19 protein-coding genes and 2 pseudogenes are annotated in these 21,259 nt (G+C 70.1%); 11 read left to right on the top strand and 10 right to left on the bottom strand.

What is annotated here, in order from left to right:
- Nucleotides 1-7 precede the first annotated feature (7 nt).
- From AB0B61_RS46100 to AB0B61_RS46080, 5 genes are all read right to left on the bottom strand, one after another.
- Nucleotides 8-1,969 (bottom strand): S8 family serine peptidase, encoded by a 1,962-nt coding sequence (locus AB0B61_RS46100; RefSeq protein WP_358446792.1) that lies wholly within the window; start codon nucleotides 1,967-1,969, stop codon nucleotides 8-10.
- Complete coding sequence (locus AB0B61_RS46095) at nucleotides 1,966-3,906, bottom strand: S8 family serine peptidase (RefSeq protein ID WP_358446790.1); 1,941 nt, start codon at nucleotides 3,904-3,906, stop codon at nucleotides 1,966-1,968. The genes AB0B61_RS46100 and AB0B61_RS46095 overlap by 4 nt, the downstream gene beginning before the upstream one ends.
- Nucleotides 3,903-5,942, bottom strand: coding sequence for a S8 family serine peptidase (locus AB0B61_RS46090; protein WP_358446787.1), 2,040 nt, complete (start codon nucleotides 5,940-5,942; stop codon nucleotides 3,903-3,905). The genes AB0B61_RS46095 and AB0B61_RS46090 overlap by 4 nt, the downstream gene beginning before the upstream one ends.
- Nucleotides 5,943-6,463: 521 nt before the next feature.
- Nucleotides 6,464-8,041, bottom strand: coding sequence for a multicopper oxidase domain-containing protein (locus AB0B61_RS46085; RefSeq protein WP_358446784.1), 1,578 nt, complete (start codon nucleotides 8,039-8,041; stop codon nucleotides 6,464-6,466).
- Nucleotides 8,034-8,441, bottom strand: coding sequence for a hypothetical protein (locus AB0B61_RS46080; RefSeq protein WP_358446782.1), 408 nt, complete (start codon nucleotides 8,439-8,441; stop codon nucleotides 8,034-8,036). Before AB0B61_RS46080 ends, AB0B61_RS46085 begins: the two co-directional genes overlap by 8 nt.
- A 95-nt stretch (nucleotides 8,442-8,536) precedes the next feature.
- On the opposite strand from AB0B61_RS46080, the gene AB0B61_RS46075 reads away from it, so the two are divergent.
- Nucleotides 8,537-9,475 carry a LysR substrate-binding domain-containing protein gene (locus tag AB0B61_RS46075; RefSeq protein WP_358446779.1) on the top strand — a complete coding sequence of 313 codons (939 nt, stop codon included), beginning with the start codon at nucleotides 8,537-8,539 and terminating at the stop codon, nucleotides 9,473-9,475.
- Between the two features lie 53 nt (nucleotides 9,476-9,528).
- Here AB0B61_RS46075 and AB0B61_RS46070 read toward each other — a convergent pair.
- Nucleotides 9,529-9,624: pseudogene (locus AB0B61_RS46070) on the bottom strand (DNA-binding response regulator); the annotation flags it as partial.
- Nucleotides 9,625-9,703: 79 nt separating this feature from the next.
- Nucleotides 9,704-12,940, bottom strand: coding sequence for a BTAD domain-containing putative transcriptional regulator (locus tag AB0B61_RS46065; RefSeq protein ID WP_358446776.1), 3,237 nt, complete (start codon nucleotides 12,938-12,940; stop codon nucleotides 9,704-9,706).
- A 101-nt stretch (nucleotides 12,941-13,041) separates the two neighbouring features.
- Here AB0B61_RS46065 and AB0B61_RS46060 point away from each other — a divergent pair, with 101 nt between their 5' ends.
- The 4 genes and pseudogenes from AB0B61_RS46060 to AB0B61_RS46045 all read left to right on the top strand — a co-directional run bounded on the left by AB0B61_RS46060 (nucleotide 13,042) and on the right by AB0B61_RS46045 (nucleotide 15,338).
- Entirely contained in the window at nucleotides 13,042-13,680 is a 639-nt protein-coding gene (locus AB0B61_RS46060) for a hemerythrin domain-containing protein (RefSeq protein ID WP_358446773.1), read from the top strand.
- Nucleotides 13,681-13,716: 36 nt separating this feature from the next.
- On the top strand, nucleotides 13,717-14,130 hold the full coding sequence (locus tag AB0B61_RS46055; protein WP_358446771.1) for a DUF4267 domain-containing protein: 414 nt from the start codon (nucleotides 13,717-13,719) through the stop codon (nucleotides 14,128-14,130).
- A 61-nt stretch (nucleotides 14,131-14,191) separates the two neighbouring features.
- Nucleotides 14,192-14,389, top strand: a pseudogene (locus AB0B61_RS46050) (FAD-linked oxidase); the annotation flags it as partial.
- An 82-nt stretch (nucleotides 14,390-14,471) separates the two neighbouring features.
- Nucleotides 14,472-15,338, top strand: coding sequence for a BBE domain-containing protein (locus AB0B61_RS46045; protein ID WP_358446768.1), 867 nt, complete (start codon nucleotides 14,472-14,474; stop codon nucleotides 15,336-15,338).
- Nucleotides 15,339-15,354: 16 nt separating this feature from the next.
- Here AB0B61_RS46045 and AB0B61_RS46040 read toward each other — a convergent pair whose 3' ends face one another.
- From AB0B61_RS46040 to AB0B61_RS46030, 3 genes are all read right to left on the bottom strand, one after another.
- On the bottom strand, nucleotides 15,355-15,837 hold the full coding sequence (locus AB0B61_RS46040) for a hypothetical protein (RefSeq protein ID WP_358446766.1): 483 nt from the start codon (nucleotides 15,835-15,837) through the stop codon (nucleotides 15,355-15,357).
- A gap of 497 nt (nucleotides 15,838-16,334) precedes the next feature.
- On the bottom strand, nucleotides 16,335-16,781 hold the full coding sequence (locus tag AB0B61_RS46035) for a hypothetical protein (RefSeq protein ID WP_358446763.1): 447 nt from the start codon (nucleotides 16,779-16,781) through the stop codon (nucleotides 16,335-16,337).
- Nucleotides 16,782-16,794: 13 nt separating this feature from the next.
- Complete coding sequence (locus tag AB0B61_RS46030; protein WP_358446760.1) at nucleotides 16,795-17,511, bottom strand: TetR/AcrR family transcriptional regulator; 717 nt, start codon at nucleotides 17,509-17,511, stop codon at nucleotides 16,795-16,797.
- Between the two features lie 228 nt (nucleotides 17,512-17,739).
- On the opposite strand from AB0B61_RS46030, the gene AB0B61_RS46025 reads away from it, so the two are divergent.
- The 6 genes from AB0B61_RS46025 to AB0B61_RS46000 all read left to right on the top strand — a co-directional run bounded on the left by AB0B61_RS46025 (nucleotide 17,740) and on the right by AB0B61_RS46000 (nucleotide 21,225).
- Nucleotides 17,740-18,174 (top strand): ester cyclase, encoded by a 435-nt coding sequence (locus AB0B61_RS46025; protein WP_358446757.1) that lies wholly within the window; start codon nucleotides 17,740-17,742, stop codon nucleotides 18,172-18,174.
- A gap of 98 nt (nucleotides 18,175-18,272) precedes the next feature.
- Nucleotides 18,273-18,506: a winged helix-turn-helix domain-containing protein gene (locus AB0B61_RS46020; RefSeq protein WP_357955340.1), complete on the top strand. Its 234-nt coding sequence runs from the start codon at nucleotides 18,273-18,275 to the stop codon at nucleotides 18,504-18,506.
- Nucleotides 18,503-18,982, top strand: a complete 480-nt coding sequence (locus AB0B61_RS46015; protein WP_358446754.1) for a Clp protease N-terminal domain-containing protein — start codon at nucleotides 18,503-18,505, stop codon at nucleotides 18,980-18,982. Before AB0B61_RS46020 ends, AB0B61_RS46015 begins: the two co-directional genes overlap by 4 nt.
- Before the next feature lie 234 nt (nucleotides 18,983-19,216).
- A complete protein-coding gene (locus AB0B61_RS46010) occupies nucleotides 19,217-20,119 on the top strand; it encodes an ABC transporter ATP-binding protein (RefSeq protein WP_358446752.1) in 903 nt (300 codons plus the stop codon).
- Nucleotides 20,116-20,961 carry an ABC transporter permease gene (locus AB0B61_RS46005; protein ID WP_358446749.1) on the top strand — a complete coding sequence of 282 codons (846 nt, stop codon included), beginning with the start codon at nucleotides 20,116-20,118 and terminating at the stop codon, nucleotides 20,959-20,961. The genes AB0B61_RS46010 and AB0B61_RS46005 overlap by 4 nt, the downstream gene beginning before the upstream one ends.
- Nucleotides 20,962-21,015: 54 nt before the next feature.
- Nucleotides 21,016-21,225, top strand: coding sequence for a hypothetical protein (locus AB0B61_RS46000; protein ID WP_358446747.1), 210 nt, complete (start codon nucleotides 21,016-21,018; stop codon nucleotides 21,223-21,225).
- Nucleotides 21,226-21,259 lie beyond the last annotated feature (34 nt).

The following is a 21,259-nucleotide window of genomic DNA, read 5'->3' as shown; positions in this document are numbered from 1 at the left end:
CTCCGGTCTAGATCACGCCGCCGGATATGACCAGCGCGTAACCTTGGGTGTCAAGATTCAGGAACGGGCGGAGCCGGATCATCCACGTACCGATGACAGGACTCGGCAGGACGACCATCTGGACGTTGTTGGTGATGTCAGGCGGAACGGGCGGGCTGGTCTTGCGCTGCCGGGAGAAGCCGCTGGGCACGTCGAAGTCGTTGCCCGCGTAGAGGTTTCCTGCCGGGTCCTCGACCTCGAACCTGATCGCCTGCACGGTGGGGGTGGTCTGGCCCTCGGACGGCGGCCGGTTCACCCACACGAAGGTGATCTTCAACGGCTCTCTCGCGTCATGGACGTTGAAGCGGTACGTACGGGTCTCGGCCAGGCGCAGACCGGCTCGGCTCGGGATGTCGATCGCGATCATCGAGCGGGCGCCGTTCTCGAAGAACAGGGTCTGGTCGAGCTGGATGAGCCCCCAGCCCTCGGTGTCGGTCGGGTAGCCGGGATGACCGCTCATGTCGACGGTCGCGTTCAGCAGCACCGCCCTGATCAGCGCACCTGACGGGCTGGGGTTGCGGTTGCCCTCCACCGGCCGGCCCTTGGGGTAGAAGCCCTGGTTGAAGTACTGGCGTACGAGGGCGGCCGCGGCCGAGACGTTCGGCGTCGCGAAGCTCGTGCTGCACCGGGTCTGGACCTCGGTGTCGCTGTACAGGCCCGTGGACGGCGTGGGCGGCAGGACCGAGGTCCTGATGCCGCAGCCGACGGCCATCACCTCCGGCTTGCGGCGGCCGTCGAAGGAGGGCCCGTCCACGCCGCTGCCCCGCGACATCTGGTCGGGGAAGGCCTTGGCCGCCGCGACGCAGAGCGCGTTGAACGCGACGCTGGGCGAGGCGTTCTTCGGGCTCACCCCTGTGTTCTCGCCGGCGACGATCACCACCTGTTCCTCGCGGGCCAGGCAGAACGCGTCCAGGTCCCGGGCGGCGACGTCGTAGCGGATATTGGTGCTCCAGCTGATGTTGTGGACGGTCGCCCCGGCGCCCCTCCCGTCCTCCAGCAGCTCCTGCAGGCTGCGCGGGCGGCGGTTCCTGTCCGGCGACGTCTTGTCCGGCGGGGCGAGGATCAGGTTGGCGTCGTGGCCGACGATCTTCGCGGCCCAGGCGCCGCCTCTGTCCTGGTGGTTGCCGGAGTTGCCCAGTTCGTTACCGGCCGCGATGCCGGCGACCTTCATGAAGTGGTCGCGGGGCGTGGCCCCTCTCGGGTTGAACAGCTCGCGGATCTTGCGATGGCCGGGGCCGGGCCTGTTCGGGGCCACGTCGGCGAAGAAGCGGTGGTTGAGGTCGAGCGTGCCCCGCTCGATGACCTGGATCACCTGATCCTCGCCGTGCAGGTCGTGCGCCCAGATCGTGCCGCGGGCCGGGTCGCCGGACTGGGTCGTCTGGGCGGAGGGCACGTCCGCGTCGACGATCACCGGCACCGGTTCGATCCACGTGACGTCCTCCAGCGCCGCGACCTGGGCGACCTTGGCCGCGTCGTCCAGCGTGAGCCGCAGGCGCAGCCGCCCGCCGAACGCCCGGCCGTCGACCGTGGCGATGTCGTGCGCGCCGATCGTCGTCAGCGCGGCCGTGACGGCGTCGGCGTCGGAGTCGTCGAACAGCACCGCCACCAGGTCGAGCGGCCCGGTCGCCGGGATGTCCGGGGAGAGCTTGGACGCCTGTGGCAGCGGGGCCACGGCCCGGACCAGGAAGTCCGCGCGCACCCGGTCGGCCGTCGCCGCGTCCAGCCGTTCGAGGTAGGCCAGATTCGGGATGAACCGGTCCAGCCGCAGCCCGTACGCCGCCTTGAGCCGGACGATGTCCGGCCCGCTCAGCAATGCCGCGACCTGCACGACCGTCGCCCGCGGCCCGGCCGCCGCGGCCGGCTCCACCCGCATGGGATCGAACGGCTCCGGCCCCACCAGCAGCCGGAAGTCCTGTCCCTCACTCCTCATCGCACACCCCCCGTGATCACCAGCGCGAAGCCCTGCGGCGCCCGCGTGAGCACGGGGCGCAGCCGGATCGTCCAGGGGCCGGGAGCGGGGTTGTTCACGACGACCATCTGGACGTTGTTCGCGATGTCGGGCGGCGCTTTCGGGGGCGCCGCCAGCTTCCGCGAGACCCCGTTGGGCACGTCGAAGTCGTTGCCCATGTAGAAGCCCCCGGCGGGGTCCTCCACCTCGAACCGGATGGGGTCCGGGGTGAACGGCGCCACCTCGGTCATCGCCTTGCTCGTCCAGACGAGGGTGATCTTCAGCTGCTCGCCCGCGTCGTCGACGGTGAAGCCGTACGAGCGGGTCGCGGACGTCGCCATGGAGGCGGCGCTCCTGACGTCGTGCACGATCAGCTTGCGCGTGCCGTTCTCGAAGAACAGGGCCCGGTCGAGCTGGATGAGCCCCCAGCCCTCGATGTCGCTCGGGTAGCCGGGGTGGCCGGTCATGTCGACGGTCGCGTTCAGCAGCACCGCCTTGATCAGCGCGCCGGACGGCTGCTTGACGATCTTGTCCTGCTCGGGCTTGCCGTTCGGGTAGAAGCCCTGCGTGAAGTACTGGCGTACGAGGGCGGCCGCGGCCGCGGCGTTCGGCGTCGCGAAACTGGTGCCGCACGTCTGGACGGCGGTGTCGCTGTACAGGCCCGTGGACGGCGTGGGCGGCAGGACGGAGGTCCTGATGCCGCAGCCGACGGCCATCAGGTCCGGCTTGCGGCGGCTGTCGAACGAGGGCCCGTCCACGCCGCTGCCCCGCGTCATGTGGCCGGGGTGGGCCCTGGCCGCCGCGACGCAGATCGCGTTGAGCGCGATGCCGGGCGGCATGTTCCTCGAGTTCGGCCGCGTGTTCGTCGCGGCGGCGACCACCACCTGCTCCTCGCGGGCGAAGCAGAACGCGTCCACGTCCCGGGCGGTGCCCTCATAGCGCAAGCTGAGGGTGTTGACCCAGCTGATGTTGTGCACGGTCGCGCCGACGCCTCGCCCGTCCTCCAGGAACTGGTGGACGCTGCGGTGATTCGGGCCCAGGTCCTGCAGTGCGGTGCTGTCGTTGCCGACGATCTTCGCGGCCCAGGCGCCGCCGCGGTCCTGGTGCTGACCGGAGTTGCCCAGCTCGTCGCCGGCGGCGATGCCCGCGACCTTCATGAAATGGCTGTCGAGCGCGGTGTTCGCCTTTTTGAACAGCGCGCGCACCTTGCGATGGCCCGGGCCTGGCGTGTTCGGGGCGGCGTCGGCGAAGAAGCGGTCGTTGAGGTCGAGCGTGCCCCCTTCGATGATCTGGATCACCTGGTCCTCGCCGTGCAGGTGCCGATCCCACACGGTGCCCCGGGCCGGGTCGCCGGACTGGATCACCTGGGCGGACGGCACGTCCTGGTTCTCGACCGCGGGCGCCGGTTCGATCCACGTGACGTCCTCCAGCGCCGCGACCTGGGCGACCTTGGTCACGTCGGCGAGCCCGAAGACCAGGCGCAGCCTGCCGCCGAACTCGCGGGCGTCGCTCGCCGCGACGTCGTGCGCGCCGATCGCGGTCAGACTCGTCGTGACGGCGGCGGCGTCGGAGTCGTCGAACAGCACCGCCGTCAGAGCGAGCGGCCCGGTCGCCGGGATGTCGGGCGAGAGCTTGGACGCCTGCGGGAACGGGGTGACCGCCCGGATGAGGAAATCCGCGCGCACCCGGTCGGCCGTCGCCGCGTCCAGCCGTTCGAGATAGGCCAGATTCGGGACGAACCGGTCCAGGCGCAGGCCGTACGCCGCCTTGAGCCGGGCGATGTCCGGCCCGCTCAGCGACGCCGCGACCTGCACGACCGTCGCCTGCGGCCCGGCCGCCGCGCTCTCCTGTACGAGCTCCACGGGATCGAACGGTTCCGGTCCCACCATCAGCCGGAAGTCGGGACGCCGGCCCGTCACAGCGCGTCCACGGCGACGTCACCGGAGACCACGAGCGCGTAGCGCTGTTTCTCCTGGTGCCCGGACTGGCGCAGCCGGATCCTCCAGGTCCCTGGAGTGGGCTGATTCACGATGACCATCTGGACGTTGTTGATCGCGTCCGGCGGGCTGGCCGGGGCCGTCGCCAGCTTCCGCGAGACCCCGTTGATCCCGTCGAGGTCGTTGCCCATGTAGAAGGTGCCTTGGGAGTCCTCCACCTCGAACCTGATGGCGTCCACCCGGGGATGCGGCAGGTTCTGCTCGGACGGCGGCCGGTTGACCCACACCAGGGTGATCTTCAGCGGCTCCGTGTCGCCGTTGACGAAGAACTGGGACGTACGCGTCTCGCCCATCCGCAGGCCGGCGCTCTTCGGGACGTCCTTGACGATCAGCCCGCGGCGGCTGGAGTCCTTGAAGAACAGCGTCCGGTCGAGCTGGATGATCCCCCAGCCCGTGATGTCGTTCGGGTAGCCGGGATGATCGGTCATGCGGACGGTCGAGTTGAGCAGCACCGCCTTGATCAGCGCTCCTGACGGCTCCTTGATGACCATGTCCTTCCGCGGTTCGCCTGTCGGGTAGAAGCCCCTCTGGAAGTACTGGCGCACCAGCGCGGCCGCGGCCGACGTGTTCGCCGTCGCGGCGCTGCAGCCGCACGCGATCGCTTGCACGTCGCAGAACGGGCCTTTGGGAGGGGGCGTAGGGATCACCGAGGTGGTGATGCCACAGCCGACCGCCATGAGGTCCGGCTTGCGGCGGCCGTCGGGCGTCGGCCCGTCCACCCCGTTGCCCCGCGACATGTGGTCGGGGAAGGCTTTCGTGGCCGCGACGCACAGCGTGTTGAACGCGATCCCGGGCGGCAGGTTCTCCGGCCCCTGCTCCACGTTCTGGCCGGCCGCGACCAGCAGCTGGTCCTCGTGCTCGAAGCTGAACTTGTCCGCGTCCTGGGCGAGCACGTCGTAGGCCGCCGTCTTGCCGATTCCCCAGCTCAGGTTGTGGATGCTCGCGCCTTCTTTTCTCGACGCGTTCAGCAGGGTCTCGAGGCTGAAGACCGCGAAACCCGTATTGATCTTCTCTCGCTTCAGGTCCCCGAGGCTGCGGGTGACGAGCTTGGCGGCCCACGCGCCGCCACGGTTGGGGTGATTGCCGGAGAAGCCGAGCTGGTCACCGGCGATGATGCCGGCCATCTGCATGAAGTGCGGGCCGACGACGCCTTCGTTGAACGCCCGGACCACCTTGCGATGGTTCGGACCGGGCTTGTTCGGCGGGTTGTCGGCGAAGAAGCAGTGGTCCAGGTCGACGCCGCCCTGGTCGATCATCCCGATCACCTGGTCCTCGCCGTGCAGGTTGTGGATCCAGACCGGGCCGCTGGACGGGTCGCCCGACTGGATCACCCTCGCCGCCCCGGCGTCCATGAGGGTGAACTCGGGCTCGGGCTCGATCCAGATGACGTCGTCGATCGCCGCGGCCTGGGCGACCCTGGACGGGTCGTCGAGCGTGAGGTGCAACCGCAGCCGCCCGCCGCTCTCCCGGTCATCGGCCGTCGCCATGTCACGCGCGCCGAGCGCGGTCAGACTCGCCGTGACGGCGACGGGGTCGGAGTCCTCGAACAGCACCATCGTCAGGTCGAGCGGCCCCGTGGCGGGGATCGTGGGCGACAGCTTCGACGCCTGCGGGAACGGGATGACCGCCCTGACCAGGAAGTCCGCTCGTACGCGGTCCGCGGTCGCGGTGTCCAGGCGTTCCAGGTAGGCCAGGTTCGGGATGAACTTGTCCAGGCGCAGGCCGTACGACGCCTTGAGGCGGGCGATGTCGGGCTCGCTCAGCGACGCCGCGACCTGTACGACGGTCGCCCGCGCCGCGCCCGCCGCGGCGGGCCGCTCGCGGTGGGACGACTCAGTGGGGGGCGGCTCTTGGCGGGACAGTTCTTGGTGGGACGGTTCCACTGCCGCAGGGTCGAACGGCTCCGGCGCCACCATCAGCCGGAAGTCCCGCACCCCCGGGACGGGCTCCCCCGTCATCGCTCATCCCGCTGTCCGGCCGCGGACTCGATCCACGAGCCTCGGCCGGACCGGTCTTGGACACGGTCGATCACTGCATCCTCCTTGGAGTGGACGAGCCGACGCCGACCACGCACCCCGGCGGTCGGCAGGAACCCCCAGCGGCTCCGCGATGGCATGTCCCCGAGGCAAAGCCGCCTTACCTAGAAACGCGTTCCATCGCGTTCCATCGCGTTCGTGGGAGCGCGGCGAGACCAAGCCGCCGACGGCGCGTGGCGATGGCTGGACTACGGGCCGGTCGGCAACCTGCGGCGGACCGGGCCATCCGCAGGCGCTGCGGCACACAGGCATCCGGATCGAGGAACTGACCGAACTGTCGCACCACAGCTTCGTCCCGAAGAACAGCCGCCTCGACGTGGCCCACCAGGGCTTCGATGCCCTGATGGCGGGCAAGGACCATGTCGTGGCCGGCGACAGAGCCACCAAATGCACCGGTTTTGCCCGAGGCGTTCAAAGCAGCCCGCCACGCCCACAGGGCCAAGTCAGATGACCTCGAGGTTGGCCATCATGCCCATGTCCTCGTGTTCGGCGTTGTGGCAGTGAAAGAGGTAACGGCCGCGGTAGCCGTCGAAACGGGTGATGATCTCCACCGATTCGCCCGGCCGAAGTGAGACGGTGTCCTTGAGTCCCGCGTCGTACGGCAACGGCGGCCGGCCGCTGCGCGAGAGCACACGGAAGCCGACCAGGTGCAGGTGGACGGGGTGATGGACGTCGGCGACCAGCCGCCACACCTCGACATCGCCGAGACCGACGGTGACATCGGAGCGGGCGGGGTCGAACGGCAGCCCGCCGATCAGCCAGCCGTGGTCGCCGTGCATGCGCCCGGTGCGGAAGGCGAACTCACGCGTCCTGACGGCCTGCGAGCGGCGCCAGTCCGGTAGGTCGGTGGAAAGGGTGGCGGGGACGCGGCTGTCGTCGGTGGCCTTGCGCGCGATGCGGAAGGCCATCACGTCGCGGGTACGCCCGGAGCCCAGCCGGTTGACGATTGTCACCCGGCTGCCGATGGGGAGGCCGGTGAAGTCGATGATCACGTCGTAGCGTTCGGCGGGCGCGATCGGCAGCAGCCGGTGGGTGACCGGCGCCGCGAGCAGGCCCTGGTCGGCGCCGATCTGGACGAGGTCGAGCGGGCGCCCGTCGTCGCCGACCGCTTCGAGTTCGTAGTGGCGGGCGTTGGAGGCGTTGAGGACGCGCAGCCGGTAGCGGGCCGCGTCGACCTCGTGCACGGGCCAGGGGGCGCCGTTGACCAGGATCACGTCGCCGAGGACACCGGCGAGATACGGCTCCTGTACGCCCGGCCGCCCTCGCAGGGCGGGGTAGGCGAGGCCGCCGTCGGCGGCGAACGCCCGGTCGGCGATCATGAGGGGCAGTTCGCGCCGCCCCGAGGGCAGGCCGAGGGCGTCCTCGGCGTCGTCGCGAACGATCTGCAGCCCGGCCAGGCCGCGCCAGATCGCGGGGGCGGTGAAGTCCATCCGATGGTCGTGGTACCACAGCAGCGCGGGCCGCTGATCCAGCGGGAAGGTGTAGTCACGCGTCAGCTCGCTCACCGCCGCCCGCGGATCGTGCATGGCGGGCGCGGAGCCGTGCCCCATGTGCATGGTGGCCTCCGGCCAGCCCTCGGGCAGGACGAGGTCGGTCGGGTACCCGTCGGAGGCCGCCGGGGTGCGTCCGCCGTGCAGGTGTACGACGGTCGGCACGGGCAGCTCGTTGTGGTGCGTCACGGTGATCGGCCGGCCGCGACGCGACTCGATCGTCGGCCCGGGAAAGGTGCCCTCGTACGTCCATAGCGCTGTCCTGACACCGGGCAGGATCTCCGCGCTCGCCGCGCGCTGGGTGATCTCGTAACGGTCGGCTCCACCCGAGGTGCTGACCGGCGCCAGTACGGCGGGAATCGGCAGTGGCACGCGGAACGGCGGCGGTAGCGGTACGGCACTGCGCAACTCGGCACCGGTGATCGACGGCCGCCGGGCCAGCGCGGCCGAGGCCGACAGCCCGGTGGCCGCCATCAGCCCGAGCGCCCCTCCGATGCCCAGAACCCGCCGCCGGCTCAGACGCTCACGCATGGTGAACCTCCCGCCGCGCCAAGGGCTGGCGCCAGACGGCGATGAACAGCACGACGAGCGCGGCGACGGTCATCACACCCAACGGGATGTGCAACCACAGCGCGCCGTCCAACCCGGCGAAGTACTGCACGGTCTCGGCCGCCACCACCGCCACCGTGGCCAGGAACGGCCAGATCTGCCGCAGCCGAATCCACCCCACGATCGCCACGATCAGCTGCAGGTAGCCGATGGAGGTGACCACGTCGGCGCCGACCGCGTGCCAGCGCAGGCTGTCGAAGTCGCCGGTCAGATACGCCCCGGCGAACACCGGCTGGCCGACGATCGCCACCACATGCGCGCTGACGACGGCCCGCAGTGTCCACCCCGTCGATGTCGTCCGATGCGCGGGCATGGTGAGCATGGGATATCCCCCTTACGTTGTCCGGCATCGACGCTATGGCTCGTGGGTTATCTTGTCTAAGATCAATATCGCTATGCTGTTATGTATCGAGAGGCATGATGGAGCTGAACACGCTCAGGCAGTTCCTGGTGGTGGCGCGGCTGGAACACCTCAGCCGCGCGGCCGACGAGCTGCGCGTCGCCCAGCCTTCGCTGAGCCGTACCATCGCCCGTTTGGAGAGCGAACTGGGCACACCGCTGTTCGATCGCAGCGGCCGGCTCCGGCTGAACGACACGGGCAAGCTCTTCCGCGGTCACGTCGAACGCGCCCTCGGTGAGCTCGACGCGGGCCGGCGAGCCGTCGCCGAGGCGACCAGCGAGGGTGTGGGCACGGTACGACTGGCGTCGGAGACCTTCCTCACCCTCACCGGGCCGCTGGCGGCCTACAAGCGAGCCCATCCCTCCATCGAGGTCGAACTCCACTGGGCGGCGGCCGAGGACATGGCCCGCCACCTGCGGGCCCAAGAGGTCGACCTGTGCGTCGCCTCGCAACCGATCCACGCCGAGGGCCTGGAGGCGGTTCAGCTGCTCGATGACGCGGTGTGGGTGGCCACGGCACTCGATCATCCGCTGGCGGGCCGTGCCTCAGTGAGCATCGACGAACTCGCCGACCAGTCTTTCGTCACCGCCCGCAAGGGGCACTGGCAGCGCCGGCTCCTCGACCGGCTCTTCGCCGCCAGAGGACTCACGCCGAAGATCGTCTGTGAGGTCGACGAGCTCAGCGCCATCGCCGAGCTGATCGGCGCGGGGCTCGGCATCGGCCTCGTCCCTTCCTTCGCCCGGCATACCTCCGTCCGTGCCCCCCTCGCCGCGATCACCGTCAACAGCCCCGACTGCCGTCGCGTGGTCACGCTCTACTGGAGCGCCGACAGCCACCTGTCGACCGCCGCCCGCCTGATGCGCACCACGATCACCAGCTGGAACTGGATCACCGGCGAACCGCAGGAGAGACCGCGGCACGCCCACACCACGCGCGAGACGCCAGACCCCGGATAGCGCGGTATCCGAGGCCTGCCGCGTCACCCGCGCGGCGCCTGCCACCGGGCAACGCGCCGACGATGCGCCGCCCGCAGCCTCTCGTCGGCGAAGCCGGGCGGCATGCGCACGTCGGTCACCACGGCGTCGGGGCGGTGCTCGGCGACGGCGGGCCGCGTGGGCCTGCCCGACCGTCCGGCCCGCTGGCGAGTCGTCCGGCAGGTCGAGCCGGGCCATGCCGGGCAGTGGCTAGGTGGTCGTTCGCGATCGGGCCTCGGCGGCCCAATGAGGTGCGTTCCACAGGTCGGCCATGGTGGCGGCCTGAGCGAAGTGGGCGGCGGCCTCGCCGTCGTGGCCGAGGAAGACGGCCAGCTCGCCGAGGGTGTGGGCGACCGGGCGCAGCTCCACCGACAGGCTCGTGGCGTCCGGCGGGGGGCCGTCGCGACGCGCGAGCAGCGTCGCGTAGATCTCCGCGGCCGCGGCGCGATCGTCCAGGGCGATGGCGGCCATCGCGCGGACGGTCGTGAGGAAGGTGAAGAAGTAGTCGGGGCGGATCGGGTCCGAGGTGCGTATCCGGCGGGCTTCGTCGATCAGGCCGTTGGCGTGCAGGGCGAGGACCAGCAGGTCGGAGGCGATCGGGCCGAACGCCTCGTGGAAGGCGCGCACCTCCTCCAGGTGCTCGCCGAGCGTGCCGCTGTTCACCCAGATCGCGGCCAGCGCGAGGCCGAGGAAGCCGACGGCGTGCAGGGATCCGGCACGCCGCATACCGTCGGCGGCCTCGGTGTAGAGCCGTTCGGCGGCGCCGAACCGGCCCTCGATGAGGGCCAGGGTCGCCAGCACCACCTTGGCGACGCCGATCGCTTCGGGCAGTCGGTAGGTGCGCGCGAGGTCGAGGGCCTCGGCGGCCGCGCGGCGCATGGTGGCCGGGTCGTTGGCCGCGGCGGCGCAGGCGGCCTGGTTGAGCAACCCGGTGACGCGGTAGACGGGCAGGTCGTGCTCGGTGCCGATCGCCACCAGCTCGCGGCAGAGGCCGTCGCGTTCGGGCAAGCTGCCGTGGCCGCGGGTCAGGACCTGGAGGGCCGCCGCCCGCAGGCGGGGTGAGGTGGCGAGGTCGAGCGCCTCGCGGGCCGCCGCCAGGGCGGTGGGGTCGTCCTCGCCGACCAGTTCTTCGGCGTAGGCGGCGAGGAGGTGGCTGCGTACCTCCGGGGCCAGTTCGGTGTGCTTGAGCAGGCGGCTCAGCCTGTCGACGATGGGCCGGTCCACCGTGCCGTACTCGCGGGATTGCCATGGTGTCGGCTCGGTCCAGGCCGTGAACGCGGCGATCATCAAGTCGTCGCGTCCCAGGGACTCGGCGTACTCGACGGCCCGCAGGCGGGTCTGGCGCGCGGCAAGCAAGGCGCCGGCCCGGATCTGCGCCCGCAGCAGCCTGCCATGCAGGTCTATGCGTTCCTCCGGGTCGGTCGAGTTCGCGACCGCGTCGGTGAGGAGATCGGCCGCGACGTCGTGTGCGTAGCGTGCCTCGGCCAGCTCGGCGGCCCGGAGGCAGTAGCCGACGGCCTGGGGGGACCCGGCTCGCGCGTAGTGGTACGCGAGCGCCGTGATGTCACCGGTGGTCTCCAGCGCGGCGGCGAGGCGGGCGTGCATGCGGGTGGCCCGCAGGCGGCTGACGTCGGCGACGAGGGTGTCGCGGACGAGGGCGTGCACGAACCGCACCCGCCCGGGGCCCGGCTCGCTCAGCAATCCGGCGATCACGCCCGCGTCCAGTGCGTCGAGCACACCGTCCTCGTCGGTGTAGGCGGCCTCCACCAGGACGTTCACCGAGCTCTCCCGGCCCGCGACCGCGGCGAGGCGCAACACGGCCACACCTGCCTCGGGCAACCGTGCGAGGCGCCGCCGCAGCACGTCCCGTACGCCCTCGGGGACCTCGGAAAGGGCAACCAGCGCGCCCTCCCCGTTCATCAGCCGGGCGCTTTCGCGTACATAGAACGGGTTGCCGCCGGTGCGCTCGGCGATGGCGGCGGCGGTCTCGTCGTCGGCCTTGCACTCGGTCCGTACGAGCTGTGCGACGGCCTCCTCGTCCAGGCCGGGCAGGGGGAGCCGCAGCGGTGTGGCGCGCGCGAGGGAGGCCAGCGTTTCGGTGAGGTTTTCACTCTCGTCCGCCCGGTACGCCGCGACGACCAGCAGGGGAGCCCTGATGCCGAGGCCGCCGCCGAGCAGCTCCAGCGTGGCGGTGTCCGCCCAGTGCAGGTCGTCCAGGACGATGGCGACCGGGCGTTCCGCGGCGACCGCCGCCAGCCATGTCCACACGGCTTGGCGTAGGCGGAACCGTCCCGCGGTCGCGTCACTGTTCACCGGCCCGGCGTCGGCGAGCAGCGGCGCGAGGTCGTCCGCGAACCCGCCCGGGGATGTGGTCGCGGCGATGGTCCTCAGCACCTCGGTCCACGCCCACGCGGGCGGCGCGCTGTCGACCTCGGGGCAGCGGCCGACGGCGACCAGCCATCCGTCACCTTCGAGCCGCCTACCGAGATGTTCCAGAAGCGTCGACTTGCCGAGCCCGGCCTCGCCGGTGACCAGGGCGATACGGGCTCCGTCGGCAGCGGCTTCGGCGGCGGCCGTGACCAGTGCCGACAGCTCTGCCTCGCGTCCGACGAACGGCGCCTCGACGATCGTGGCCGTTCCCGGGCGAGGGGCCGCGGTCGGCTGCGGCGGGGGCGGCGGCACGGTCGCACGTAGGACGTCCAAGCGCTGGGTGAGGATCGCCTCCTCCAACGCCGTGAGGTCCGGGCCGGGGTCGAGCCCGAGCTCCTCGGCGAAGACACCGCGTGCGCGGCGGAGCGTCGCCAGCGCGTCGCCTTGGCGGCCGCTGCTCCACAGCGCCAGGGCGTGCAGTCGCCAGCCTTCCTCGCGGAGGGGCTCGTCGCGGGTGAGCCGCTCGGCCTCGGGAACCACCGCGGCCGCGTCGCCGATGCGCAGGTCCGCAGCGACGCGCAGCTCGGTGGCGACCAGGCGCAGCTCGTTCAGCTTGGCCGTCTCGGCGGCAGCCCACGGCTCGTCGGCGACCTCGGCGAACGCCGGTCCCTGCCACAGCCCCAGCGCCTCGGCGAGCCGAGCCCGCACGACGTGCGGGTCGGTGACCGTACGGGCCTGGTCGAGCAGATCCTCGAACCGCCACGCGTCCACCGCCTCGCACGGCAGCCGCAGGGCATAGCCGGGCCACGCGCTCACCAGCAGCCGGGCCGGCGTGCGCGGCGGACGTCCGGGCTCCAGCAGCCGGCGCAGGTTGGACACATACGCCTGCAAGGACATCAGCGCTCGCGCGGGCGGCTCCCCGCGCCACAGGTCCTCGATCATCCGGTCGACCGGCACAACCTGCCCACGCGCCGCCACCAGCAACGCCAGCACGCCCCGCTGCCGCGGCCCGCCCAGGGGAACGGGCTCGCCGCCGACCTCGGCCCCGAGAGAGCCCAGCACCCGGATGAAGACCATGATCCGCACATTTTACGTGGACGTTCCAAACCGCTTCCAAATCCCCTCCAAACACCCAGGAGCAGCCTGAACACGTCGCCACCGATGAAGGGCAGGAACAGATGAGCGTCGACACCCAGGACATGGAGATCGTCCACCGCGTGCTCCGGCGTGAGTCACGGCTGCTGATGGAGCTCGTCGCGGCCGTCGCCCCGGGTGACACCGCTCGCGCCAAGGTGATCGCCGACCACTTAAGCGTCTACCGCATGGGCCTGCACAACCATCACGAGGGCGAGGACGAGCTGCTGTGGCCGCCGCTGCTTTCCCGGGTCGACCTGGAGGCCGACATCGTCCTGCGCATGGAGGCACAGCACCAGCGCATCGCGGCCACCCTGACCAGGCTGGACACCACAGTCCCCGTCTGGGAGGCCACCGCGGGCGCCGACGAACGCGACACTCTGGTGGCCGCCCTTGCCGAGCACCGCGCGGTCCTGCTGGAACACCTCGACGACGAGGAGGCCACCCTCCTCCCGCTCGCGGCCAAGCACATCACTGTGCAGGAGTGGGCCTCCCTGGACGACCACATGGTGCGCAACACCCCCAAGCCCATCCTGCTCACGCTCTTCGGCGCCGTCCTGGAAGAGGCGAACCCGGCCGAGCGCGCCCTCGTGCTCAGCGGCCTGCCCGCCCCGGTCCGCCTCATCTGGCACGTCATCGGCCGCCCACGCTACGCCCGCCACATCCGCCGCGTCCGCGGCTGAACCCCTGCCCAGTCTGAACACCAAAGGAGAACAACCATGTCACTGAAGAAGCTCAACACCGTCCTGGCCACCGCCGTCATCCTGTTCACCCTCTACCTCGGGCTGTCCTTCGTCCTGCCCCTCGAGACGACCTTCCCCGGCCTGCCGAACTGGCCCTCTGACGACAGCGGCTTCTCTGTCGTGAAGGGCAGCCGCGAACTCGCGATGGGCCTGGTCATGGGCATCCTGCTGGTGACGGGCCACCGCCGCGCCCTGGGCTGGGTCCTACCGATGATGGCCGTCGCCCCGTTCGGCGACATGGTCAACGTCCTGGCCCACCACGGCCCCATGGCCGCCGCGTTCGGTATCCACGGCCTGACCTCGGCGCTGATCGCGGTTACGGGCCTGCTGATCCTCCGCGAGACCAGCAAGGCCCGCAAGGCCCAAGAGGCCGCCACGCAGCCCGCCTGACCTCCTCGCAGTGCACACGGTATTCCTTCGCATTTTCTGACAACTTGAAAGGGAGACGACGATGACGACCAACGATTTGCGCGGTGTTCTCAAGGGGCGCGTGCTCATGCCCGGTGACGACGGCTTCGAACAGGCGACCACCGCGTGGAACCTCACCGTCAGGCAGCCGGTGGCGGCTGTGGCGGAGGCCACGGATGCCGATGACGTGGCGGCGCTCGTGCGTTACGCGCGGCGGGCGGGTTTGACGGTGACCGCGCAGCCGAGCGGGCACGGCGCCTCCGGCGATGTGGAAGGCCTGATCCTGCTGCGTACCGGTCGGCTGGTTCAGCCGCAAGCACGGCTTGGCCGCCGACAGCGTGCGGGCCTTCGACATCGTGGACGCCGACGGCGAACCGGGCCGGGTGACCGCCGAGTCCGATCCCGACCTGTTCTGGGCGCTGCGCGGCGGTGGCGGCGACTTCGCGGTGGTGACCGCCCTCGAACTCGAGCTGTATCCCGCGTCGGCCCTGTACGGCGGGCGGGTGATCTGGCCCGAGCACCGGACCAGGCAGGTCTACGGCGCGTTCCTGGAGATCACCGCCGAGGCACCGCGCGAGCTCAGCGTCTGGATCAACCGGCTCCAGCCGCCCGGCGCGTCGCCGATGGTGACGCTGGACCTGGCCTATCTGGGTGAAGCGGCTCAGGGGGCGGACCTGCTGGCACGCCTCGACAAGATCGAGGACGCGATCTTCGACAGCCGCGGCGTCGTCCCGGTCGCCGACCTGGGGGGCATCGCCGCAGAACCGACCGACCCGGCCCCCTCCATCGCCACCGCGGAGCTGCTCACCGGCCTGGACGCGGACGCGGTGGACCTTTTGCTGGCCAAGCCGGTCCAGCCGCTCATCAACGTGCAGATCAGGCACCTGGGCGGGGCGCTCGCCGAGCCGGGCGCCGGGGCCGGCGCGAGCGGCGCGGTGGCCGAGCCGTACCTGCTCGGCCTGGTGGGTCTCGGCCTGCCGCACGCGGCCGATGCGACGCGCGCCAAGCAGGCCGAGGTCGTGGCCGACCTGGCGGCCAACATCAGCGGCCGCAAGCCGTACACCGTGCTGTCCCCCGGCGACACGGCGGCGAAGTCCTTCTCCAGCAGCGCGCTCGCGCGGCTGCGGGAGATCAAGCGGGCCCGCGACCCGCACAACGTGTTCCGTGCCAACTACCCGGTGCTCGGATAGATCGGTTCCCAGCAGGTCACGGCCCCTCCGCCCGCCACCCGGCCACGATCTTCTCCGACACTCCCTCGAATAAGCCCTCCGGCAATCCGATCGCCTTCACCCGTTCCAGCTTGACGATCTCGGCCAGCAGCGTATCCAGCTGCATGGGCCCCGGATCGGACTTCAACTCCTGCAGGAACGCCCGCCCGCCCCCCATACCCCCGGCCTTGTCGCCCGCCTCTGCGGTGTCGTCGCCTTTGGCATCCTCGTCTCCGGCGCCGTGACTGGCGTCCTCCTCTGCGGGGCGCTCTGCCGAAGAGCCGGACTCGCTCTCGTCCGCCTCGTCCTCTTCATCGGCACCCGAACTGTCGGCGACGATCAGCTCCTCCAGCTCGAAGTACTTCAACATCAAGCCGAAGCCCAGCCTCGTTGCCCCCGATTTGTTGGCCAGCACCGCCCGCTCCTGCTCATCCAGCGTCCAGCAGTCGAGGAGGTCTTCCAGTTCCCACTCGCGCCGCATCTCGGCACCCTTCTTCCGATGGCCCCGAAGGTCGGAAGACCGATGATTCGTAGTCATATGGCTACCGAGTGGTACTCGCGAGTCGTGATCGCTGCGTAGCGGATTTGACATGTAACTCTCAGCTACTTTTCCTTCGGTGACATCAACCCGAGCGATGGGCCACGACCACGCCGAGCGGGATCGTGGCGGACGCCCCCGTTGGCCGACCACGGGGGTAATCGGGGCGACGCTGTAACGACGGACGCACGTGGGCACGGACCTGCAGGCATTTCAGGTCGCCCACTGGCCCGCTGGTCGTGCGGCGTGGATGAGCGCGGCCCGCAGTTCGGTGGTGGCGTCCGGTGAGCAGGCGTTCTGTCTCTGCGGCTGAATGTGTGTCGATTTCCAGTTGCCGGGTTCGAGCATCGTGGTGCCGCGTCCGTGCGGCCGTCGGGTGGTGGGCAGATCGAGCAGGTTGTAACCGGCGAGACGGAGCGACGCTCGCTGAACCTGACGTCTTACCCTGCCAGCATCTCGGTGACGATGACGTAGAGCGCCCAGACCGACAGCCCGGCCATGATGATGATCTCGCGCCAGCCGAGGGCGGGCCTGGCCTGGATGGCGTACGACATGGTGATGTCGGGTGCCGCCGGCGCGGGCGGTCGCCGGTTCTCGGCCAGGGGCTGGTTGAAGCGGTGGATGAAGATCTGGATGAGGTTCATGCCGACGACCAGCCCGGCGGCGAAGCTCGGCGCGCTCATGCCGGAAGCGAACTGCAGGGCGATGATGGCCATGACGCACAGCAGCGTGAGGGTGTCGTAGATGCCGATGAGACGTTGCCCGCGCGTGTAGTAGGCGGCGATGCGCTTGATCCGGACGTGGTAGGGGGCGAACAGCCACAGGCCGAACTTGGCCAGTGCCTGCAGGTAGAACAGAGCGATCAAGATGCCCAGTGCGATCTTCATGGCCGGCGTCCTCTCATGAGGTCGGGGTGTCGTCGATGCCGGCGGCGGTGAACCAGGGGCGCAACACGGCGGGCTCGACCAGCACAAGGCAGTGCTCGGCAAGGCCGAGGATCCGTTCCAGGGCCTGGGTGTGGGCGGCGACCGTGTCCTGAGCGGCGGACAGGTCCGGCCGGCCGGTGGCGTCGAAGGACACGATCATCTCGGCCAGCCGGTCGTTGAGGTCCTGCACCAGTGCGACGAGAACGCGGCCGGTCGCGTCCGGATGCGGAACCGCCAGGGTGGTCTCGCGTGCGCCTTGCTCAAGGATGCCGGCCAGTAGCGGTGCGATGCGGTCGGCGATGCCCGGGCGCAGCTTCTGCCGGACGACGGCGTTGTCGTCGGACTGCCAGACGCGTAGCAGCGCGACGAGCAGGTCGCGCCGCTGGGCCTTCCAGCGGCCCAGCCCGGTGAAGAAGCTCTGCAGCTTCTCCAACGCGGGCGCGTCCGAATCGGCGGCCAGTGGGGCCAAAGCGGCGGCGATCTGATCGGCCATGCGTTCCATCACCGCTTCGATGAGCGCCTGTTTGGAGTCGAAGTAGTGGTAGAAGGCCCCCTTGGAAGCGTCCACCTGGGACCAGACGTCCTGCACGCTCATCCGCTCGTAGCCCTTGGTGTGCAGCAGCAGTTCCGCCGCGTCCAGGAACTGCGCCCGCCGTCCGGCGTGCGCGGCCTGATCAACTGTCCGGGCCATCGCGTCCTCCCATCCACTCATTAGCAAACCGGCTGCCGGTTTATTAATAGCGCGAGGGTCCGGCGGTGTCGCGACCAGCCCGGCCGGGAGACGGATCATCGCTCACGTGCCGCGCCATTGGCCGGCGTTGGCGTCACAATCCGAGGGGCTATCTCGTCGTTAGCTACCGAGACGCCGATTTCACCAGGCGCCCACGACCGCATCATCTCGATCCAAGGAGAAGGCGACATGTCAACAGCCCAGGAAGCACGCAACAAGGAGACGTACCACTGCTTCCACGAGGCCATCAACAGCGGCGATCTGGAGGTCATCTCGAAGGCGATCGACGAGCTCATTCACCCGGACGGGCGGTTCCACACGGCGGAGCGGACTGACGTGAGCGCGGTGCAGGTACAAAAGCGCATATGGGAGATCCTCCTGCGCGCGTATCCCGACATCCACATAACGCTTGAGGACCTGATCGCCGAGGAAGACAAGGTCGTCGCTCGGCAGACGGTCACCGGGACCAACTCCGGTGAATATCGGGGCATGCCCCCGACCGGCATATCCGTCACCTACCACGAGATCTTCATCATCCGCTTCGCCGACGGTCAGATCATCGACATCTGGGGAGTCGTCGACCTCTACTCACAGCTGCGGCAACTCGGCCTCATCCAGGCGTAGCGCGCCCACCGGATACGTCGCCGGGTAGCGAAGCACTCCTCTGAGATTCTAAGCAACCGACGTTGACTATCGACAGATGGTCAACTACGGTTGCTTATATGCCGGTCGAAGACGTACCTGTTCCCAAGGATCCCGCCGACTCGCTGGCGGCCGTCGTGGCCCTGCGGCTCTTGGCCGATCGGCTGGAGGACGCCGCCGTGGAGCAGGCCATGCGCGCGGGCTGGAGTTGGCCGGATGTCGCCGAGGCCCTCGGTGTCACCCGCCAGGCGGTTCACAAGAAGCACGTCAAGCGGCTCATCGCCGCCGGAGTCGCGCTGAGGAGACGACAGTGAGTGCGATCGATCACTACATCAACGCGATCATCGAGCAGGGGGCGGCGGAGGCGCAAGAGGATGGCTCCGCGGCGATCGAGGCCCACCATCTTCTGCTGGCGATCGCGGCCGGCGAAGGCACCGCCGCCCACCGCGTCCTGACCGCTGCCGGGCTCGGGCGGCAGGCGATCCGGGACGCGCTCGACCGGGAGTTCGAGCACAGCCTGAGCGCGGTCGGGGTGAGCGTCGCCTCCTTCGACCTCCCCAAGCCCGCCCTCGCCCTCGAGTCTCCGAAGCTCGGCGCTTCGGCGCGGCTCGCGATCGAACGCGGCTTCGCCGCCGCCACCGGCAAGAAGGACCTGCGTCCTGCGCATCTGCTGCTCGGCGTCCTGGACACCGAGATCGGCACCGTCCCCCGCGCGCTCGCCCTGGCCGGCCTGGACCGGGTGGATCTGATGGCGCGCGCTCGGGAGACGCTCGCCGGGAACAGCTGGTAGGCCCACTGCCTCGCCTACCCGTCTGAACCGTCCCGTTCCGCACCGTCCCGGCCTGGCGTTCCCTTTCCCTATGGCCCGGCCTGGGCCGCAGCCGCCCGCGCAGCGACGCGGGCCGCTCGGCTCAGGCCGTGATCAGGCATGCCCTCGCAACGCCCCACACCGGCATGTGCGGCGAGGCCGAGGCGCTCAATCCACGAAGACCGAGGCGCTCAATCCATGACGAAAGGTCATCTCATGACGACGAGCGACAAGGTCGTGCTCGACGTCGGCGGGCTGCGCATGCGCTACGGCTCCGTCGACGTCCTGCACGACGTCACCTTCCACGCCCGCCACGGCGAGGTGCTGGCCCTGCTGGGCCCGAACGGCGCCGGCAAGACCACCACGATCGAGATCCTGGAGGGCTTCCGCACCCGTTCACAGGGTCAGGTCAAGGTGCTCGGCACCGATCCCGCGCACGGCGACGAGCGGTGGCGGGCCCGGCTCGGGGTCGTGCTGCAGTCCTGGCGCGATCATGGCAAATGGCGCGTACGCGAATTCCTGGCCCACCTCGGCACCTACTACGCCCCGTACACCACCCCGCAGATCAAGCGGCCCTGGCACCCCGACGAGCTGATCGAGGCGGTCGGCCTGACCGAGCACGCCGGCAAGAAGCTCAGGATGCTGTCCGGCGGCCAGCGACGCAGGCTGGACGTGGCGATCGGTCTGGTGGGCCGTCCCGAGCTGCTGTTCCTCGACGAGCCCACCGCCTCGTTCGACCCGCAGGCCAGACACGAGTTCCACGATCTGGTACGGCGCGTCGTCGGCACCGGCGAGACCACCGTCCTGCTCACCACCCACGATCTGGACGAGGCCGAGAAGCTGGCCCACCGCATCCTCGTACTCAATGGCGGGCGGATCATCGCCGACGGTACGGCCGGCGAACTCGCGCAGCGGATCGCCGGCGAGGACGAGGTGCGCTGGCTACGCGGCGGTCAGCGCTTCACGGAGCGGACCACCGACTCGACCGGGCTGGCCCGCGACCTGTTCGCCCGGTACGGCGACGACATCCACGAGCTCGAAGTCCACCGCGCCTCGCTGGAGCAGACCTACCTCTCTCTGGTCCGCCAGGCCGAATCACCCCAGGCGGCCACCCGATGAACCCCGCCACGACCGTACTGCGCACCGGCTGGACCCGCGGCCGCGTCGAGCTGCGGCAGTCGTTCACCAACGGCGCCGACCTGTTCTCCCACTTCCTCTGGCCCGGACTGATGGTGGCCACCATGTTCTTCATCCGGGACCTGCCCTTCGGGTCCAGCGGGCTCCTGCTGGGCATGCTGGCGCTGCCCAGCATCCTGGGAATGAACGCCGCGACCGGCATGATCAGTATGAGCCAGCAGCTCACCGCCGACCGCGAGGACGGCACCCTGCTGCGCGCCAAGGCGACCCCGCACGGGATGCCCGCCTACCTCATCGGCAAGGTGATCTCGGTCTCCGGCGGTCTCTTAGCCGATCTGGTCATCTTCCTGGTGCCCGCCATGCTCATCGTCGAGGGCCTGCGGATCGGCCCCGGCTCCTGGCCCACCCTGGCCTGGACGCTGGCGCTCGGCCTGGTCGCGACCCTGCCGCTCGGCGCGGTCCTGGGCTCGGCGTTCACCAGCGCACGCGCCCAAGGGCTCATCCAGCTGCCGTTCCTCGCGGTGATCGGCGTCTCCGGCATCTTCTACCCGATCACCGCGCTGCCCGAATGGCTGCAATGGATCGCCCAGGTCTTCCCGATCTACTGGATGGGCCTGGGTATGCGGTCAGCCCTGCTGCCGGACTCGGCGGCGGCCATCGAGATCGGCCAATCCTGGCGCCACCTGGAGACCGTCGGCGTACTCGGCGCCTGGGCGGTGCTCGGCCTGCTCCTGGCGCCGGTGGTACTGCGCCGGATGGCGCGCGGCGAGTCCGGCTCAACCGTGACGGCGCGCCGCGAACGCGCCCTGCAGCGGGTCGGATGACGCCCTCAACCGTCGCCAGGGGGTAGTCCACATAAGCCCAGAACCCCCATTGCGGTGACGTCCGTCGAACAGACCGCCTATCGGGTGTTCCCGCGCTTGATGATGACGCGCGAGCTGTACCTCTTCTACTCCCCCTCGCGGGATGAGCTGGCGTGGGCGCGGGAGAAGACCGACACCGATGAGCACCTGCCGGCCGGAATTCGTGTCAACGGCCAAGTGGGTGTCGCCGCTGGTGGCCATGTAGAAGTCCCCACCTCTTCGTAGTTGACTACTTCTTGATCAAGCGTGCTGGTGTCCT

Source organism: Nonomuraea sp. NPDC049158 (assembly GCF_040648335.1).
In the GTDB taxonomy this organism is placed as follows: Bacteria; Actinomycetota; Actinomycetes; order Streptosporangiales; family Streptosporangiaceae; genus Nonomuraea.
The sequence above is the reverse complement of the archived record's forward strand: the minus strand, read 5'-3'. Positions and strand labels throughout refer to the sequence as shown.

Coding starts and splice junctions, on each gene's coding strand:
- AB0B61_RS46090 (WP_358446787.1), bottom strand. CDS start 5,942: ATGACGGGGGAGCCCGTCCCGGGGGTGCGGGACTTCCGGCTGATGGTG.
- AB0B61_RS46020 (WP_357955340.1), top strand. CDS start 18,273: ATGCCGGTCGAAGACGTACCTGTTCCCAAGGATCCCGCCGACTCGCTG.
- AB0B61_RS46065 (WP_358446776.1), bottom strand. CDS start 12,940: ATGGTCTTCATCCGGGTGCTGGGCTCTCTCGGGGCCGAGGTCGGCGGC.
- AB0B61_RS46035 (WP_358446763.1), bottom strand. CDS start 16,781: ATGAAGATCGCACTGGGCATCTTGATCGCTCTGTTCTACCTGCAGGCA.
- AB0B61_RS46085 (WP_358446784.1), bottom strand. CDS start 8,041: ATGCGTGAGCGTCTGAGCCGGCGGCGGGTTCTGGGCATCGGAGGGGCG.
- AB0B61_RS46060 (WP_358446773.1), top strand. CDS start 13,042: ATGAGCGTCGACACCCAGGACATGGAGATCGTCCACCGCGTGCTCCGG.
- AB0B61_RS46075 (WP_358446779.1), top strand. CDS start 8,537: ATGATGGAGCTGAACACGCTCAGGCAGTTCCTGGTGGTGGCGCGGCTG.
- AB0B61_RS46040 (WP_358446766.1), bottom strand. CDS start 15,837: ATGCGGCGCGAGTGGGAACTGGAAGACCTCCTCGACTGCTGGACGCTG.
- AB0B61_RS46030 (WP_358446760.1), bottom strand. CDS start 17,511: ATGGCCCGGACAGTTGATCAGGCCGCGCACGCCGGACGGCGGGCGCAG.
- AB0B61_RS46100 (WP_358446792.1), bottom strand. CDS start 1,969: ATGAGGAGTGAGGGACAGGACTTCCGGCTGCTGGTGGGGCCGGAGCCG.
- AB0B61_RS46025 (WP_358446757.1), top strand. CDS start 17,740: ATGTCAACAGCCCAGGAAGCACGCAACAAGGAGACGTACCACTGCTTC.
- AB0B61_RS46005 (WP_358446749.1), top strand. CDS start 20,116: ATGAACCCCGCCACGACCGTACTGCGCACCGGCTGGACCCGCGGCCGC.
- AB0B61_RS46055 (WP_358446771.1), top strand. CDS start 13,717: ATGTCACTGAAGAAGCTCAACACCGTCCTGGCCACCGCCGTCATCCTG.
- AB0B61_RS46010 (WP_358446752.1), top strand. CDS start 19,217: ATGACGACGAGCGACAAGGTCGTGCTCGACGTCGGCGGGCTGCGCATG.
- AB0B61_RS46080 (WP_358446782.1), bottom strand. CDS start 8,441: ATGCTCACCATGCCCGCGCATCGGACGACATCGACGGGGTGGACACTG.